This window comes from Saccharopolyspora indica (genome assembly GCF_027853965.1).
GTDB classification, from domain to species: Bacteria; Actinomycetota; Actinomycetes; order Mycobacteriales; family Pseudonocardiaceae; genus Saccharopolyspora; species Saccharopolyspora indica.
This window is the reverse complement of the sequence record NZ_JAQGLB010000022.1, coordinates 87203-104043: the sequence shown is the minus strand read 5'-3', so window position 1 is coordinate 104043 and position 16841 is coordinate 87203. Positions and strand designations below refer to the sequence as shown.

Sequence of the window (16841 nt, the reverse complement as noted above, 5' to 3'; positions counted from 1 at the left end):
GCCGCCCGCATGATCATGCCCTCAACCATCGGCCACCTCGAGGCCTCTGGACGGGCGGTAGACCACGTAGACCGGGCGTCCCGCCACGACCTCCATCTCCGCTCGCCGCGGAGTTGCGGGCTCCGGTCCGGGGATCGGGGAGCCGGCCGTGCGCGACGGGATCAGCACCGGGTCCTCGTCGACGCCGTCCCACTTGGCGTCCGCCACCGGGTTGGTGTCCACGACCCGGCTGGTGCTGCGCGCTTCCGGCAGCGCGGGCATGCCGCCCGGCCGTCGCGGCGTCGCCGCCACGGGCAGCGCGGCAGCGGCGCCTGCCGCCACCGCGGGCGCCCCGCGGTCCAGCCGCTGCGCGGTGGCCGCGACCGTCGAAGGGTGCTGGGCTTCGGGCCGGGCGCGCCACCGTTCGCGCGAGTCCTCGGTGTACTCGGCGTCGGGATCCATGCCCCGCGCGCGATCCCAGAAGTTGCCCGTCTCGTCGTCCTGCGACCGCCCGCGCCGGAACCGGGAGAAGATGCCCTGCGGTGCGCGCGGCACCGCGCGGCCGACGGTGCCGACCGACAGCTGGACCATCTGCCCGATCCGCCGGACCGGCTTGGCCACCATCAGGAACACCGCGGTCACCAGCGACGCCAGCAGGATCTGGACCAGCGGGGCGAATCCGCGCGCCGGGTCGAAGATCCAGGTCAGGATCAGCGTGTGCAACCCGGCCATGGCGGCCACCATCACCACGTTCAGCACCGCCGCCCCGGCGACTCGGCCAATGGTGCGCAGGACCTGGTGGTAGAGCAGTGCGACCAAGCCGATCAGCGGCCCGGCGAGAATCAGCACCCGGAGCAGTACCTGAGCGAGCAGGATGGTGGCTTTGGCCAGCAGCTGGAACGACGCGTAGGCGAAGGCTTGCACGGTGGCCAGCATTCCGGCACCGACGCGGCTGCCGTCCACACCCTGGAAGTAGCCGTAGGCGCTGGAACCGCTGAGCTTGCCCGCGACGTCTTGAAAGGCCTGCTTCTTCGGCTCCGTCGAACCCGCATCGGCACCGTCTTTGGCCTCCTGCTTGGTCCACGACTGGGCGCGAAGCAAGTCACGACCGAGTTCCTTGGCCTGCGGTGAGTCGGGGGTACCGAACTCGCCGCTCAGCCAGTTGCGGTAGACGACCTGGTCGTGCAGCAACGTCGGCAGTGCATTGGCCTCGTCAACGCCCACCTCTTCCAGGAATCCAGCCTGCACCGCCGACGTCCCGGTGATCAGGACGTCGTCGAGGGCGTGCGTGTACACCAGCGGGGTCAGGTAGGTCGCGGAAGCGAACCAGAGCCCGGCCAGCGCCCACATCCCCCGCTTGCCGATGGACGCCAGGTCACCGGTCCAGATGTAGCGGAACAGCACGATCGCCAGCACCAGCGCGACCAGGCCGAACCAGGGTGTGAACACGCTGTCGTAGAGCGCCACGGTGCCGGTGGCGATCATTTCGTCCAGCGGATTCATGAGATCGCCGTCGAGCAGCGCGTAGTGCAGACCGTTCGTGGCGCCGACCAGAACCTTGGCGACGTTGAACAGCTCGTTGCCCACCCACGTGTCGACCGTGGCGTTCGGGTTTGTCACACCCTGCGGGCCGCAGCCCAGGTCATAGGTGTGCCAGACCAGCCCGGCGTAGCCAACCTCGTCGTAGGCACTACCCGGGACACCGACACCGATCGGCGCAGGGTCCAGCGCGCCGACCATGCCGGAGCCGGGGCGTTCGGGGTTCGGTGCTTCCTTGCAGTTGAACGGCTGGCCGAAGGCCGGGGCACCGATCAGCGCCTGGAGTGCGAGCAGCCCGGCGACCAGCGCGAACGCGCCGCGCTTCGCCCGGTCACGTCCCTTGCGGCGGCGCCGCAGCACCACCACGATCACCGCGGCCAGCGCGACCGCCAGCAACGCGATCACCGGGCGTCTTCCCCACCCCGCTCGCCCCCGGGGGTCGAGCGGTCGCTGCCGTCATCGCCATATCCGATGCCGACGGTTTCGAGCTCGAATTCGTCGAAGGTCTCGTCGAGATCTTCCTGGTAGTCCGCGGCCGGCCGGAGCGCGGGCGCGGCGGAGTCGGAGTTGGCCCCGGCCGCCGGTTGCAGCGCGCGCGGTTCCACGTCCTCGTCGGCGGCCGGCGTGGTGTCCAGCGCGTTGCGCAGGTGCTCCAGGTGCGGTCCGGAGAAGTCGATGCGGATCTTCTCCACGCCGCCCGCACCGTCGCCGAAGATGAACTGCCGCGGCGAGCGGTCGCGCTCGGTGCTGTTGCGGGCCGGGCCGGGCCGGCGGCCGAGAGCGGCCACCACCTGCTCGTAGCCGGCGCCGACCGGCACCTTGAGCAGCCGCAGCGCGTCGGCCTGCGCGTGCTCGTCGTCCAGGCGCCCGATGAACACCGAGTCCAGCAGCGACACGAAGCCCTGGATGCGCAGGAAGTCGGCCGGGATCTGGCTGGACAGCAGGACGCGGACGTTCCACTTCCGGGAGTCGCGGGCGAACCGGTTCATCAGCACGCGACCGGTCGGCACCTCGGAGAGGAAGAACGCCTCGTCGATCCACACGCCCTTGCGCTCGTTCTTGGGCCGCTCGTAGATCGACCGCTGGGTCAGCCAGGCGGCGAGGTTGAGCATCTCCACGCCGAGCGCTTCGGCGTCGGTCCAGTGCTCGCGCCCGACGCCGTCCTTGGGCAGCGCCAGGCCCGCCATGGTCAGCACGGTGAGCCGGTCCTCGCGGCGCTCGGAGTACGGGTCGGCGTTGATCTCCGGGATCAGCAGCGACATCCGCTCCCGGATCTCGTCCAGGAAGTCGGCCACCACGACGGCGTGCTCGTGGTGCTCGCTGGCGTCGCGGCGCAGCGCCTCGAAGACCATGCCCGGGTGCGCGTCGGGGCGACCGCCGACCGCGCGGACCGCGCGCAGCAGCACGATCCGGGTCTGCGGCAGCCGGGCCACCTCGTAGGGCAGCAGCCCGGTCAGCACGTCGAGCACCAGGCGACGACGGGTGGCGGCGGCCAGCGCGCGCTCGCGCCGCCAGCTGCGCTCCGGGTCGTCCTCGTCGACGAAGTGCTCCAGCTCCGGCTCGGCGACCACCCGGTACGGGTTGAGGATGCCGGGCTGGGCGTTGAGCAGGTTGATCGGCCGCGCGTAGGGCCGCAGTTCGGGCAGTTCGCACAGCGCGGCCAGCGGCCCCGAGGGGTCCAGCAGCGTCCAGTGCGCCCCGGAGCGCAACGTCTTGTAGACGGTGCCGCCGCCGAGGAACGACTTCCCGCCACCGAGACCGGCGACGATGGCCGTCAGACCGGAGGCGTCGCGGACCTCCTGGGCCATCCACGGGTCCCAGGCGACCGGGCGCCGGGTGGCGGTGCAGGTCTCGCCGAGCAGGATGCCGCGCCGGTCGCCGACCTCCGCGGTGGCCTGCGGGACGGCCGATGCCGCCCACACCACCGAACCGCGGCGCAGGTAGGCGCTGTTGGCCAGCGGCTCGCCCGGGATGAACTCGCGGGCCAGCGCGTACTGCGCTTCGGGGTGCTCGATGGCGATCTTCGGCTTGTACAGGTCGAGGACCTGCTGGGCCAGGCGCAGCGCGTCGCGCTCGGTGGGCCCGGACACCGACAGCCGCCACCAGGACTTGACCCTGGTGGCCAGCGCGGTGAACCCGGAGGTCATCTCGTCGTCGACCTCCAGCACCCGGTTGGCCTGCCGGGCCAGCGAGGTCGGCGGCTCCAGGCCGTGCTCCTCGGTGTAGTGCCGGACCTGCGAGCGCACCTTGTTCATCTGGCGCTGCAGCTCGCCGCCGACGTCCTCCGGGCGCCGCACGTAGATCCGCGCGGACCACTCCACCGGCGCGGGCATCCGGTCGGAGTGCTGCATCCACGGGTCGTCGATCTCGGGGATCTGCAGGCCGTGGGTCTGCCCGACGGTGAGCACCGCGAGGTGCCGGACGATGCCCGCGTTGGACCCGGTGCGGCCGCGGACGGTGACCGTCGGCGCGTACGGGTCCTGGTGCATGTCGGAGGCGTCGGTGAACGACGCGAGGTCCTCGGGTTCCCACGGGGCGCCGGGCACCGCGGGCATGTTGCGCGGCGCGGGCAGGCCGAGCGAGCACGAGCGGTGCATCAGCCAGGAGATCTCCTCGGCGGTCACCGGGCGGCCGTCGAGCCCGGCCGAGCCGATGACCTGGTCGAGGTGCTCGATCTCGCTGTCCAGCGCGATGAGCTCGGCGTCCACCGCTTCCGGGAACACCTTGCGCAGCAGCGGCGCGGCGCGCTCCACGGCTCGGTCCACGACGTTGCGGGTCTGCACCTGGACGCCCAGGTAGACCTCCTTCTCCGCCATCGACCGGCCCATCAGCTGCTGCTGCTCGCCGACCATGTAGTCGTCGAAGGTCAGCGCGCCGGGGGTGTCCGGGACGGGGTTGCGCGCGTTGTGCACGTGCGCCTCGGCCCACATCCGGATCGGGTAGGGCCGGTTGGTCACCCGCAGGTGCATCCAGCGGCCCTGCAGTTCGGCGTACTGGCCGGCGATCGCGGCGATCAGGTCCTGGCGCTGGGAGTCCGAGCGGAACGACCAGCGCTGCGGGGAGAGCCGGTACCAGGCGAACACGTCCTGGCCGGTGCGCAGCAGGTGACCGTCGATGGACCGCGCCGCGATGGACGGCGTGTAGGTCGGGATCGACTGCTCGTCACCCGGTGTGCGGCCGCGTTTGCCGGGATTCCCCTTGGGACTGCGGACCTTGCCGTTCGAACCGCGGGGACCCGGGACCTGTTGCGTGTTGCGCTCACGGCCTCGCCGGCGACCGAACACCGCGAACCTCCTTGCTACGCGCTCGCCTGCTGGGGACCGTGCTGCGGGCCGCCGGTTTCCCGGACCGGACGGGCCGCTGCGGAGGCGGCTGCTGCCGCTGCTGCTGGGGTCGGCCGCGCTGGGCCTGCTGCTTCGGCGCCTTGCGCCGACCAGCGGACTTCGGCTTCGGGCGGGGCCGCTGGGCCTGCACCCTGATCCGCGCCGCGCTGGCCGCACCGCCCGCGCCGGAGTTCTTCGCCCGGGGAGCGGTGAGCTCGCGCAGCCACATCGTCATCACCGCGCCGAGCGGCCGCTCGTGACCGATCTTCGCGCAGATGATCCGGGTGAGCACGACCGTGATGACCACCGCCCAGGCGGTGGAGAAGAAGCCGAAGCCGATGTTCATCCGGCGTTCCACCCCGAGCACGATCAGGAACACCACGATGCCCACGCCCCAGGCGACGTAGCGCGCGCGCCACGGGAAGGTGGCCCGCGGTGGTCCGAGCCAGACCGCGTCGACCCGGTAGATCTCGTCGTCGGTGCGTATTCGCACTGGTCAGCCCCCGGAGCTGAACAGGCCGGCGATGAACGTCCCGATGTTGACCCCGGCGTTGGTGGTGACGGCGAGACCGATGATCGCCAGCGCGACGATGACACCGCCGACGCGCCGCATGACTCCGGCGTTGTCGCCCTTCCCGCCACCCAGCCACAGCAGCAGGATCGCGACGGTCAGCAGCAGCAGCGGGAGCAGGTTCTCGAGGATCCAGCCCTGAATGCCGCCGGTGCCCAGCTGTCCCGGTTGTTGCGCCAGTACGTCCAGTTGCGCCAGTGTGTCCAGCGACGTGGCGATCATCTCTTTACCCCTGAGTGCGCGGAGTGTCGTCGGGCCGGTACCTCAGCGCGCCGGTGGTGATCCGGCGCGCAGGTACGAGTAGAACATGACATGGTCACCAGAAGTAGTGGTTGCGATTTCGGGAGTGGCGGGAGACCGTGGTGCCGACCGGGTGCCGTCACGCCGCGAATAGGCCGTTCGGGGATGCCGCTTTCGGCCCACCATCGGGAAAAACGCGCTCACCAGGACGGTTCCCGCCTGACATCTCGTGGCTGTTCACCCGCTTGCGAACCCCTTCGTTACGCATCGTGCACGACTCGGTCATCCAGTGGATTTCCGCACATCGCGTCATGATGCACCCGACCGGATCACGCGAATGTGAAGTCGCGGAGCGGGATCGGGCTGAAGTGATCTAGACGCGCTGCCTCAGCGTAGCGGCCCGTGCACAGCGACCGACGAGCAGGGCCACCGTCCGAGCGACCCGTGAGTGCACAGTGGACGATCCACCTGCCCGGACCCGGGAAGCCGAACGCCCCGACCGGTGGCCGGGGCGTTCGGAACGGGATCTTCGCAGCTCAGAGACTCACTGGACGGCCCAGTAGGAGTAGGCGGCGTAGTCCGGGTAGGGGCCGAGGAATTCCTGCAACGGGCCGAGTTCGACGGTCAGCGTCGGCTCGGTGACCAGTTCCGCCGGGATGGTGAAGGTGGTCTCCGCCCAGCCGCGCGGGTCGGCCTCGAACTCCCAGGTGCCCACCACTTCGCCGTTCGCCCGGACCTGGACCGCGCGGGAGCCGGTCGGCTCGCCCGCCGCCGGTTCGGTCGCGTCGATGCGCCCGACGATCGTCAGCTCCTGGTTCGGCACCAGGTTCTCGAAGGTGAAGGACTCGCCGCCGACGACGTGCCTGCCGCTGTCCACCACGTCGCCGCCGTCCGGGCCGGTGATGGTGCGCAGGTGGGTGCGCGGCTGGAAGCCCTGGTGGGCGGGCACGACCTGGTAGTCGTGCCGCTCCTCGTCGCGCAGGTCGGCGACGTTGAGGTGGTCGCGGATCTGCCCGGCGGGCTGCTGCACCGGCAGGTCGCCGGAGCCCAGCGCGTCCCACTCGGCTTCGTAGACGGTCACCTTGTCGCAGAAGCGCGCCGCCTGGCAGGCGGACCCGCCGCTGGGCGTGAGGTAGGAGAACCGCGGCGACTTCAGCTCGAAGGTGATCAGCTCGCGGCCGAACAGGCCGCCCTCGCCGAGGCCGTGCACGCTCCACGAGTTGAAGATGACGAAGTAGTCCGGCCTGCGGTCCTGCGGGAGGTGCTTCAGCTCCTCGTAGAGGCTGCCGGGACCGTGCAGGTTCGGGGTGGCGAAGCCGGTGGTGGCCAGGCCGATCAGGTCGACGATGTAGCGCTCGGAGAAGTAGGCGGGCGCGCCGACGTCGTTGACCGCGACCACGGCGTCCTGCGGCAGGTGCCCCTTGATCCAGTTGCTGATGGTGACCTGCTGGTCCCGGATGCCCGCGGCCTGCTGGGACTGCCGCAGGCTCCAGGCGGGCAGCTGGGAAGCGCTGAACAGCAGCGCCACCACGACACCGCCGATCAGCACCGAGCGCCGCCCGGTCGGGAACAGCTGCGCCGCGGAGTGGATCCCGATGACGGCGAACAGCAGCAGGACCGGCAGCAGCGGCTGCACGTAGCGCATGTGGTGGACGTCGGCGAACTCCAGCGTGGACACCGACGCCAGCACCAGCACCACGCCGATGCCGACGGCCAGCGACAGCCCGCGCCACTGCGGGGCGCGGCGGAACAGCCCGACCACGCCGAGGACCGCGAGCAGCAGCGCACCGGGGAAGACGTAGTCGTAGGTGGTCAGCCCGGTGAACGCGGTCAGGAAGATGCGCAGGTTGGTCAGCGCCTTGTCCGCGACCTCCAGCGGGTACACCGCGGGCATGTGCAGCAGCGACTTGGCCAGCACGCCGTTCTGCTCCGCCGAACCGGTCACGATCCGGTAGAAGGCGAACTGCGCCACCGCCGCGTACCCGGGCAGGCCGATCCACAGGATCCGGCCGAGCACGCGCAGCCACGGGGCCTTGGTGCCGCGCGCGTGCGCCACGATGTGCCAGACCATCGCCACGCTCAGCACGGCGGCGAACAGCAGCAGCTCGGTCCGGGTCAGCGCCGCGGCCACCGCGACCACGGGCGTCCACCGGAAGCGGTTCTCGGCGCGCTCACCGGTGAACACCAGCAGCATCGCGACGAGCAGGAAGGCGACGAACGCGATCTCCATGCCGCTGGTGGCGCCCCAGGCCAGCGGGCCGCTCAGCGCGACCAGCAGACCGGCGCTGATGCCGACGCCGCGACCGGCGAGCCGGGTGCCGAGGCGGTAGGTCAGCGCGGCGGTCAGCGCCAGGCACAGCACGCCGAAGAGCATCGCGAACGGCAGGAAGGCCGAACCCGTCACGCCCAGCGCGTAGGCGCCGCCGAGGATCAGCACGTAGAGCAGGCTGCTCGCGCCGGTGCTGATCGGGTCACCGGTGTTGTACTGCAGGAAGTGCCCGGTGCCGATCTGGCGCGCGTACTGCAGGTGGATGTAGGCGTCGTCGACCGGCGGGATGAAGTTCCACTGGTTGTAGGCCAGGTTCACCACCAGGAACAGCACGCTGACCAGTAATGAGAGCCCGCCGATCAGCCATGCGGTGGCGTCCCGGAACGGGTGTCCGGCCGGCTGCGGACCGGTGCTGGTCCCGCCGGCCGACCCGGCCGGGATCTCGTCGTGCTCCCCGGCGCTGGGCGCCGCGAATCTCGTCATGCTCGTTCTCCGGAAGAGGTGTGCCAGCGCGCGCTGCGACCGCGCGCGGAAAGTAAGGAGTGGTGGCGCCTGCTGGCGGCGGAGTACCGGTGCGGCGTGGCAGGTCCGGTGCGGACGACGTGGTCGTCCTCCATCGATCATCCGATGTCAAGAACCCAACGCCGTCACCCTCCGCATCCGCGCGGGAAACCCCCCACAAAACGCCCATCCCACGCAGACCGAGATTAACCCGTCCGAGTTGCACATCGAACGCAGGGTCACCAATCTCGGACATAATCGCCAGCCGCTCACCGATGCGGGCCCAAGAGGACGGCGACGCCGAACGATGCACCACCGGGCCGGGAGCGGCGGCTCCCGCGGCTGAGCACCAGCAGCCGGGACACCGGTGGGTGAACGCGGATGAGCCGGCCTGTAAGCCGGATTCTGTTCCGGGAGCCTTGCGGCTGGTCCCTTCGGTGACCATCCATCTCGGCCTGCCGTCGCCGACAGGCTCGTGCGGCCTACCCGCGGACTCGGGCGGGCCGCCCTCGATCGTCCGCGCAGACGCCCTGGGGCGTCCTCTTGGCCTTGCTCCGGGTGGGGTTTACCTAGCCACCCCGGTCACCCGGGGTGCTGGTGGTCTCTTACACCACCGTTTCACCCTTACCCGGCGGTGTCCGCCGGGCGGTCTGCTCTCTGTGGCACTGTCCCGCGGGTCGCCCCGGGTTGCCGTTAGCAACCACCCCGCCCTGTGGAGTCCGGACTTTCCTCGACGAGGTCTCCCCCGCCGCAGTCACCCAGCCGACTCATCCGCACCACCGAGTTTAGAACAGTGCGTGCCGGGGCCCGGCCCCGGCACGCTCCAGGTCAGCCCGCGCTCCGGCGGAGGTTGTCCAGCGCGGCCCGGCCGGCGCCGATGCGGTCCAGGCCGAGCAGTCCGGCTCCGATCACCGGAGGCGATTCGACCAGGCGGACCTCCACCTCCGGGGCGACTTTCGCGCACCGGCGGTGGATGTCGGGGAGCAGCCGCCGTCCGGCTCCGGCCAGCACTCCGCCGCCGAGGACCACCGTCGGCGCGTCGAGGAGGCCCAGTCGGCGCAGCGACACCGAGGCCAGCAGCCCGATCTCCTCGGCCTGGCGGTCGACGAGTTCGGTGGCGATCGCGTCGCCGGCCTCGGCGACGTCGAACAGCAGCGGGCACAGCTGGTGCAGCACGTCGTGGTCGAGTTCGCCGAAGTGCAGCGCCTCGACCACTTCAGCCGCGCTGCGCGTCCCGAAGTGGGCCACGACGGCGGGCAGCAGTTCGGTGGGTGCGCCGCGACCGTCTTCGGCCCGCACCGCCCACCACAGCGCTTCCTGGCCGAGGAAGGCCCCGCCGCCCCAGTCCCCGGAGATCCGGCCGATCGCCGGGAAGCGGGAGACGCGGCCGTCGGCGGCGACGCCGACGCTGTTGATGCCCGCTCCGCACACCACGGCCACGCCGACGCCGTCGTCGGTCCCGGCGCGCAGCAGCGCGAAGGTGTCGTTGTCCACCGACAGCGTGTCCGACCAGCCGAGCTCGGCCATCGCGCGGCGCAGGTCCTCCTCCTCGCGCGGCAGGTCCGCCCCGGCCAGGCAGGCCGCCGTGTGCCGGGCGAACGGTGGGCCTGCCGGGAGCCCGGCCTGCGCCGCGGCCTTGGCCGCGAGCTCGGCGAGGGCTTCCATGCAGCGCTGCACGCCCACGTGCTGCGGAGACGCTCCGGGCCCGCGCACCGAAGCCAGCACCGAGCCGTCGTCGGCGACGAGCAGGACGTCGGTCTTGCTGTTGCCGCCGTCGATGGCCAGCACCGCGGGCTTCATCGGGCCCACGGCAGGAACTGGGCGTTGCGCCGCACGAGCTCGTCGGCCAGCTGGTCGGCGATCGCGTGCTGGCCGATCAGCGGGTGCGCGAGCAGCGCGTGGGCCACCCGGTCGCGGCCGCCGCGCAGCGCCGCGTCCAGCGCCAGCTGCTCGTAGCCCGCGACGTGGCCGATCAGCCCGGCCAGCGCGGGTTCCACCGGCCGCACCGGGAGCGCCGCGGCACCACCGCTGTCCACGGTGGAGTTCGTCTCGACCACCATGTCGTCCGGCAGGAACGGCAGCGCGCCGTCGTTGCGGACGTTCACCACGTGCTCCTCGGCCGGGCCGCCGGAGGTCAGCGAGTGCACGAGCTGCACCGCGGCCTCCGAGTAGTACGCACCGCCGCGCTTGGACAGCTCCTCCGGTTTGACGGTCAGCGACGGGTCGGCGTAGCGCTTGAGCAGATCGCGCTCCACGTCGGCGACCACCGTCGCCCGGGGCGGTGCGGTCCGCTGCTGGGCGACCACTTCGTCGTGCGCGTAGAAGTACTTCAGGTAGTACGACGGCACCGCGCCCAGCCGCCGGAACAGCGCGGGCGGCAGTCCGATGTGCTCGGACATCGCCCCGGCGTGCTCGCCGAGCAGGTCCGGCAGGACGTCGCGGCCGTCGACGTGCACACCGCGCACCCAGGTGAGGTGGTTGAGCCCGGTGTGCTCCAGCCGGACCGCGTCCGGGGTGACGTCGAGCAGCTGCGCGATCCAGCGGCTGAAGGTGATCGCGACGTTGCACAGCCCCACCGCGCGGTGCCCTTCGGCGAGCAGTGCGCGGGTCACGATGCCGACCGGGTTGGTGAAGTTGACGATCCACGCCTCCGGCGCGACCGCTCGCACGTGCTCGGCGATGTCGAGCACCACGGGCACCGTGCGCAGGGCCTTGGCCAGCCCGCCCGCGCCGGTGGTCTCCTGGCCGACGCAGCCGCACTCCAGCGGGAACGTCTCGTCGCCGTACCTGGCCTGCTGGCCGCCGACGCGCAGCTGCAGCAGGACCGCCGCCGCCCCGGTCGCCGCCTCGACCACGTCGGGCGTGGTGCGCAGCTGCGCCGGGTGCCCGGCCTCCCGCAGCAGCCTGCGGCAGAAGTCGGCCACCACGTCCAGCCGCTCGGCGTCCGGGTCGACGAGCACGATCTCCTCGATCGCCGGTTCGCGGCGCCGGGCCAGTCCGTCGATCAGCTCGGGCGTGTAGGTGGAGCCACCGCCCACCACCGTCAGTTTCATGGTCACCCCTTGACTCCGGTGAAGGTGATGCCGCGGACGAAAGCGCGTTGGGCGAACAGGAAGAGCACGATGACCGGCAGCATGACCAGGACCGTGGCGGCCATCGTCAGGTTCCACTCCACCCGGTGCATGCCGCGGAACGAGGCCAGCCCGATGGACAGCGTCCAGGACTGCTGGTTCTCCCCGGCGTAGAGCAGCGGGCCGAAGAAGTCGTTCCAGGTGTAGAGGAAGCAGAACATCGCCGCGGCCGCGATGCCCGGCCGGGCCATCGGCAGCACGATCCGCAGCATCGCGGTGAACTCCGAGCAGCCGTCCACCTTGGCCGCGTCCACGTAGGACCGCGGGATGGTGAGGAAGAACTGCCGCAGCAGGAAGATGCTGAAGGCGTCGCCGAACAGGTGCGGGATGATCAGCGGCCACAGCGTGCCGGTCAGCTCGAAGCGGGCCCACAGGATGTACAGCGGCACCGCGGTGACCTGCGGCGGCAGCATCATCGCCGCGATCACCAGCATGAACGACACACCGCGGCCGCGCCAGCGCAGCTTGGCCAGCGCGTAGGCCACCGGGATGCTGGAGACCAGCATGAACGCGGTGGCCAGCGTCGAGTACAGCAGGCTGTTGAGCAGGAAGCGCAGCATCGGCGCCTCGGTGAAGACCTTCGCGAAGTTCTCCCAGTGCCACTCCTGCGGCCACAGGTTCGCGGTCAGCGCCTGCTCGTCGGACATCACCGCGGTGAGGAAGACGAACACCAGCGGCATCAGGAACATCACGCCGAGCGCCAGGCCGAGGCTGTGCACCGCGATCCAGTGCAGCCGCTGGTTGCGCCGATTTCGCAGGAAATCGGCATGGTTCACGCCCACCGGAGGACGATTTCGCGTGAAATCGCCCGCGCCGTCCCGGATCCGGGTCGCCGTGGCGCCGTTCGAGTTGTGGCCGGACACTCAGCCCACCTCCTCAGCGTTGGTGCCGCCGCGCATCCGGCGGATCAGCAGGGCGGTGAACCCGAGCGAGAAGACGAACAGCACGACGGCCATCGTCGCGGCGTAGCCCATGTTGTAGTAGTGGAATCCCTGCTGGTAGAGCCAGGCCGGGAAGGTCAGCGTGGCGTTGTCCGGGAAGCCCACGATCTTGCTGCTGCCGACCACCTCGGCCTGCCCGGAGGCCACCGCCCCGGCCACCAGCGCCTGCGTGAAGTACTGCAGCGAGAAGATGATCGAGTTGACCACACCGAACAGCAGCACCGGCGCGATCGAGGGCAGCGTGACGTGCCAGAAGCGGCCGATCGGGCCTGCGCCGTCGAGCGAGGCCGCCTCGTGCAGCTCCTGCGGGACGTCCAGCAGCGCGGCCAGCATGATGATCATCAGCTCGCCGCAGCCCCACAGCGTCAGCAGGGTCAGCGCCGGTTTCGCCCACGCCGGGTCGTTGAACCACAGCGGCCCGTCGATGCCCAGCATCCGCAGCAGCCCGTTCACCGGCCCGGTGCCGGGGTTGAACAGGAAGGTGAACGCGAGCGTGGCGGCGACCGGCGGGGCCAGCGCGGGCAGGTAGCACAGCGTGCGGACCAGGCCGACGCCGCGGCGCAGCCGGGCGATCACCGCGGCCACCCCGAGGGCGAACACCACGCGCAGCACCGTGAGGACCAGGACCAGCCACACCGTGTTCGCCGCCGCGATGCGCACCACCGGGTCGCCGAACAGCAGGTACGCGTAGTTGCGCAGGCCGACCCAGTCGGGCGGGCTGAGCAGGTCGTAGCTGGTGAACGAGAAGTAGCCGGTGGCCAGCAGCGGGTACGCGAAGAACAGGCTGAACCCGATGATCCACGGCGACATGAAGGCGATCACCTGCAGGCGCTTGCGGCGCGCTCTGCGGGAGCGGGCCGGGGCGGTGCGCCCCGGCTCCGTCCTCTCCAGCGTCGCGGTCATCAGTTGCCGCCGAGCGCCTTGGCCGCGTCGATCTGGGCGTCCAGATCCCGCAGCGCGGCACCCAGGTCGCCGACCTGACCGCTCTGCCACTTCACCGAGAAGTCCTCAGTGGACTTCATGTAGGCGCTGCCGTTCGGGCTCGGCGGGCTGGGCACCAGCTGCGGGTTGTCGAACAAGTCGAGGAAGGTCTGGTACTGCTCGCTGCGCTCCACCCGCGGGTCGTGCAGCGCTTCCTTGGTGGTCGGCACGTTCTTGAGCCCGTTGCCCAGCTCGACCAGCGCGTTGGTGTCGGTGGTCAGGTAGCGGACGAGCTCCCAGGCCGCGCCCGCGTTCTCCGCGCCGCGCGGGATGCCGATGATGGTGCCGGTGACGAACCCGGTCCCGTAGAGCTCGGGCTTGCTGTCGGCGACCGGGAAGGGCGCGGTGCCGTAGCGCAGCTCCGGCGCGTACTGGTCGATGAAGCCGGTGCGGTACTCGCCGTCGATCATCATCGCGATCTTGCCGCGCTGGAAGGCGTTGTCGGCGGAGTACTGCTGGCCCAGCCCGGAGGTGAACTGCACCAGCTTGTCCCAGCCGTAGAAGTCGACGAGCTCCTTCTGCCAGCGGAACATCTCCTGCCAGGCCGTGCCCTTGCCCAGCGCGGACTTGCCCTGCTCGTCCATCCACTCGGCGCCGAAGTGCGGCGCCCAGTTCCACGGGTGGTTGGCCTGCGAGCCCAGCACCGGGAGGAAGCCGGCCACCTTGATCGAGCCGTCCGGGTTGAACTCGGTGAGGCGCTTGGCCATGTCGGTGAGCTCGGACATCGTCTTCGGCGGCGCGGTGATGCCCGCGCGGGCGAAGGCGTCGGCGTTGTAGTACAGGCCGTAGACGTCGGCCAGCAGCGGCATCGCGCAGCGCTTGCCCTCGAACTCGGTGTACTCCTGGGCGACCTCGACGATCTGGTTCATGTCGACCTGGTCGCGCTGCACGTAGGGACCGAGGTCCTGCCAGGCGCCGCTGGAGCAGAACTGGCCGAGGTTGATCGTCTCCGCCGAGATCGCCACGTCCGGCGGGTTGCCGCCGCGGATGGCCTGGGTGATCTTGTCGTCGTCCTGGTTGCCCTGGCTGTTGATGGTGATGTTGGGGTGCTTGGCCTCGAAGCCGTCGAGCACCCGGTTGAGCACGTCCAGCTCGCGATCGGTGAACTGGCTGGACACGGTGATGGTGACCTGCTCGTCCGGGCCCGGCGCGGGCTGCGGACCGTCCGCTGTGGACCCCGCGGTGCAGGACGTCGCCACCAACCCCGCCGTCGCGAGGGCTAACAGACCACCTCTGACGTGGAACCTCGATCTCATCGCGCTCCTCCTCAGTGCCTTGCTGGACACCCGCACCCGGCCGGAACTACTCCTCGTGCGGGACGGGCCGAACCCCCACCGCGGTGGCGGGCAGCCCGAAGACCTGTTCCCGGGCCAGCCCGAGAGCGACTTGCAGCGCACCGGCGCGCACCGCGTCATCGGTGCACCGCGCGAGCTCGACCGGGGTCCGCGGCACCACCAGGCGGTGCAGCTCCGCGGTCACCAGGCCGGTGAGCTCCGGGCCGCCGACCTGCGCGATCTCGGCGGTCAGCAGCACCAGTTCGGGATCCAGGACGCTGACCACCCCGGCGACGCCGGTGGCGATCCGCCGCGCGACGTCGGTCAGGAACGCCTGCCCGTCGGCCCCGCCGGCGCGCGCCGCCTGCACGGCGGCGACGGCGTTGCGGGCCTTGATCCCGTGCGCCCTGGCGAGCTTGTTGATCGAGCGGTAGCTGAGGAGCTGCCCCAGGCGGGCGCCGGTCCGGTCGACACCGGTGTCCTGGCGCGCCCGGTCGGGCGCCCGGAGCCAGTCGATCTCGCCGGCGCCGCCGGTCGCGCCGCGGTGCAGCACGCGGTCGATCACCACCGCGGCGCCGAGCCCGTCGCCGAGCCAGACGAGGACGAAGTCCCGCACGTCGCGGGCGCGGCCGGTGGTCATCTCCACCAGCGCGACGAGGTTGACGTCGTTGTCGACGAGGACGTCGGTGCCCAGCGCTTCGCGCAGCCTGCCGGGCACGTCGAAGCCCTCCCAGCCGGGCAGGTGCGGGGCGAAACCGAGGTGCCCGGTGGCCGGGTCCACCCCGCCCTGCGCACCGACGACGACCTTGGCCAGCTGATCGGTGCGCAGGCCGATCCGGCCGGCGGCCTCGACCACCGCTTCGGCGAAGGCCTCGGGCGCACCGTCGCCGGAGGGCAGGGGGCTGCGGTGCTCGACGCGGACCGCGCCGGTGATGTCGGCGATCACCACGTCGACCTGGTCGGGCACCAGGCTGACGCCCGCGACGTGCGCGAGATCGCCGTTGACCGACCACATCTGGGCGGCCGGGCCGCGATTGCCGCCGCGCAGCTCGCCGCGCCGCACCATGCCGGCCTTCTCCAGCCGCGCCAGCAGCGAGACGGTCGCCGGTTTGGAGAGCCCGATGGCGGCTTCGAGCTCGGCCCGGGTGAGCGCGCCGCTGCGCAGCATCGCCTCGATCGCGGCCCGATCGTTGATCTCCCGCAGCAACCGCGGGCTGCCGTCCCGCGATCCGCTCGCCTCCCGAACCACCGGCACCCCTATCCGTTAACTTCCCATACGGTTTCAGGGACGCTAGTAACCCACCTCACACATGTCAATGGTCTGCACCAGAACAGCGCCCCAGCGGCAGCGAGGTGGGGACAGCCGCGATTCCAACGGAAATCAGACGTCTGATCTCCACTGAGGTGATCGGCTCAGATTCCGCGTTCGATCGCGTCCAGCAGGCGGTCGGATGCGTCCTGCGCCTCTGCCGGGCGAAGCCCGCGCAGTGGGCCGTCGTTGAGCAGCACGGCCAGACCGTGCACGGCCGACCAGACGAAGTACTCGGCGCCGGGGCGCCGCTCGGCAGGCACGGCACCCGACTCGACGAGGTCGTCCAACTGGTCGCTCAGCAGCTGGAAGGCGGTGCGGCCGCCCGGGCCCGCCGCGGCTTCGCCGCCGGTGTCATCCATATCGGTGGTGACGAACGCCGTCCGGAACAGTCCGGGCTGCGCCTTGGCGAAGCTCAGGTAGCCGGTGGTGAGCGCGCGCAATCGGGTGCGCGCCGATGCCGCGGGATCGCCGGCCGGTTCTGCGGCGGCCAGCCCGGCCTCCATGGCGGCGGCCAGCCGAGCCAGTGCCGCTTGGGACACCGCGCTGAGCAACGCGCGGCGGTCGGCGAAATGCCGGTAGGCGGCATTGGGCACCACGCCGACCTGCCGGGTCACCTCACGCAGGACGACCGCGTCCGGCCCGCCGGCAGCGGCCAGTTCAAGCCCCGCCCCGACGAGCGAGTTGCGCAGGTCGCCGTGCCGGTAGGTCGCCCTGCGCGGCGCATCGGACGTGCGACCAGTTCGAGAACTCATGACCCTCCGGATGTGGACAGCATCCACT

12 protein-coding genes and 1 other RNA gene are annotated in these 16841 nt (G+C 71.1%); all 13 read right to left on the bottom strand.

Annotated elements, in window-relative coordinates; all coding sequences use genetic code 11:
* Positions 1 to 21: 21 nt before the first annotated feature.
* The 13 genes from OU416_RS33505 to OU416_RS33445 all read right to left on the bottom strand — a co-directional run bounded on the left by OU416_RS33505 (position 22) and on the right by OU416_RS33445 (position 16813).
* Positions 22 to 1923 carry a hypothetical protein gene (locus OU416_RS33505; RefSeq protein WP_270931081.1) on the bottom strand — a complete coding sequence of 634 codons (1902 nt, stop codon included), beginning with the start codon at positions 1921 to 1923 and terminating at the stop codon, positions 22 to 24.
* Positions 1920 to 4802 (bottom strand): ATP-binding protein, encoded by a 2883-nt coding sequence (locus tag OU416_RS33500; protein WP_270931080.1) that lies wholly within the window; start codon positions 4800 to 4802, stop codon positions 1920 to 1922. Before OU416_RS33500 ends, OU416_RS33505 begins: the two co-directional genes overlap by 4 nt.
* Positions 4777 to 5334 carry a hypothetical protein gene (locus OU416_RS33495; RefSeq protein ID WP_270931079.1) on the bottom strand — a complete coding sequence of 186 codons (558 nt, stop codon included), beginning with the start codon at positions 5332 to 5334 and terminating at the stop codon, positions 4777 to 4779. Before OU416_RS33495 ends, OU416_RS33500 begins: the two co-directional genes overlap by 26 nt.
* 3 nt (positions 5335 to 5337) lie before the next feature.
* Positions 5338 to 5634: a hypothetical protein gene (locus OU416_RS33490; RefSeq protein WP_093151701.1), complete on the bottom strand. Its 297-nt coding sequence runs from the start codon at positions 5632 to 5634 to the stop codon at positions 5338 to 5340.
* Between the two features lie 562 nt (positions 5635 to 6196).
* Positions 6197 to 8404 (bottom strand): ArnT family glycosyltransferase, encoded by a 2208-nt coding sequence (locus OU416_RS33485; RefSeq protein ID WP_270931078.1) that lies wholly within the window; start codon positions 8402 to 8404, stop codon positions 6197 to 6199.
* Between the two features lie 396 nt (positions 8405 to 8800).
* Positions 8801 to 9192, bottom strand: an RNA gene (gene rnpB / locus OU416_RS33480) — RNase P RNA component class A.
* 58 nt (positions 9193 to 9250) lie between these two features.
* A complete protein-coding gene (locus tag OU416_RS33475; protein ID WP_270931077.1) occupies positions 9251 to 10222 on the bottom strand; it encodes an N-acetylglucosamine kinase in 972 nt (323 codons plus the stop codon).
* Positions 10219 to 11475: a 6-phospho-beta-glucosidase gene (locus OU416_RS33470; RefSeq protein WP_270931117.1), complete on the bottom strand. Its 1257-nt coding sequence runs from the start codon at positions 11473 to 11475 to the stop codon at positions 10219 to 10221. The genes OU416_RS33475 and OU416_RS33470 overlap by 4 nt, the downstream gene beginning before the upstream one ends.
* Positions 11476 to 11477: 2 nt before the next feature.
* Positions 11478 to 12335, bottom strand: a complete 858-nt coding sequence (locus tag OU416_RS33465; protein WP_270931076.1) for a carbohydrate ABC transporter permease — start codon at positions 12333 to 12335, stop codon at positions 11478 to 11480.
* Positions 12336 to 12416: 81 nt separating this feature from the next.
* Positions 12417 to 13397 carry a carbohydrate ABC transporter permease gene (locus tag OU416_RS33460; RefSeq protein WP_270931075.1) on the bottom strand — a complete coding sequence of 327 codons (981 nt, stop codon included), beginning with the start codon at positions 13395 to 13397 and terminating at the stop codon, positions 12417 to 12419.
* Positions 13397 to 14731, bottom strand: coding sequence for an extracellular solute-binding protein (locus tag OU416_RS33455; protein WP_270931074.1), 1335 nt, complete (start codon positions 14729 to 14731; stop codon positions 13397 to 13399). Before OU416_RS33455 ends, OU416_RS33460 begins: the two co-directional genes overlap by 1 nt.
* A 46-nt stretch (positions 14732 to 14777) precedes the next feature.
* Positions 14778 to 15998 carry an ROK family transcriptional regulator gene (locus OU416_RS33450; RefSeq protein WP_270931073.1) on the bottom strand — a complete coding sequence of 407 codons (1221 nt, stop codon included), beginning with the start codon at positions 15996 to 15998 and terminating at the stop codon, positions 14778 to 14780.
* A 164-nt stretch (positions 15999 to 16162) separates the two neighbouring features.
* Positions 16163 to 16813, bottom strand: a complete 651-nt coding sequence (locus OU416_RS33445; protein WP_270931072.1) for a TetR/AcrR family transcriptional regulator — start codon at positions 16811 to 16813, stop codon at positions 16163 to 16165.
* Positions 16814 to 16841 lie beyond the last annotated feature (28 nt).

Bases quoted from the DNA above. Each gene is read 5' to 3' on its own strand.
- OU416_RS33490 (WP_093151701.1), bottom strand. From the start codon at position 5,634: ATGATCGCCACGTCGCTGGACACACTGGCGCAACTGGACGTACTGGCG.
- OU416_RS33485 (WP_270931078.1), bottom strand. From the start codon at position 8,404: ATGACGAGATTCGCGGCGCCCAGCGCCGGGGAGCACGACGAGATCCCG.
- OU416_RS33475 (WP_270931077.1), bottom strand. From the start codon at position 10,222: ATGAAGCCCGCGGTGCTGGCCATCGACGGCGGCAACAGCAAGACCGAC.
- OU416_RS33470 (WP_270931117.1), bottom strand. From the start codon at position 11,475: ATGAAACTGACGGTGGTGGGCGGTGGCTCCACCTACACGCCCGAGCTG.
- OU416_RS33460 (WP_270931075.1), bottom strand. From the start codon at position 13,397: ATGACCGCGACGCTGGAGAGGACGGAGCCGGGGCGCACCGCCCCGGCC.
- OU416_RS33455 (WP_270931074.1), bottom strand. From the start codon at position 14,731: ATGAGATCGAGGTTCCACGTCAGAGGTGGTCTGTTAGCCCTCGCGACG.
- OU416_RS33445 (WP_270931072.1), bottom strand. From the start codon at position 16,813: ATGAGTTCTCGAACTGGTCGCACGTCCGATGCGCCGCGCAGGGCGACC.